Source organism: Pseudomaricurvus sp. ABR4_320 (genome assembly GCF_056159445.1).
The window spans coordinates 1-213 of the sequence record NZ_JBSWVF010000139.1 but is presented as its reverse complement, the minus strand read 5'-3'; the positions used below and the strand labels follow the sequence as shown (position 1 = coordinate 213).

1 pseudogene is annotated in these 213 nt (G+C 51.2%); it reads left to right on the top strand.

Going from position 1 to position 213, the window contains the following annotated elements:
- Positions 1-213, top strand: a pseudogene (locus tag ACXAFR_RS27715) (group II intron reverse transcriptase/maturase); the annotation flags it as partial.

Below are 213 nucleotides of genomic sequence, written 5' to 3'. Positions count from 1 at the left end.
GTTCGTTTCTACTGGGAAGTGGACTTCACGGGTGAGCCCCGGCTGCGCAGGAAGACCGCCCCCAAGAAACACAAGGCAGCCTTGCATAGCTATTATCACTGGATTAAAGACAATCGCCACCGGCGGCTTGATCACAGCATGCCAAAGTTAAAGCGCAAGATTGTCGGCTTCAGAAACTACTTTGGTTTACCGGATAACAGTCTGAGTGTAGGT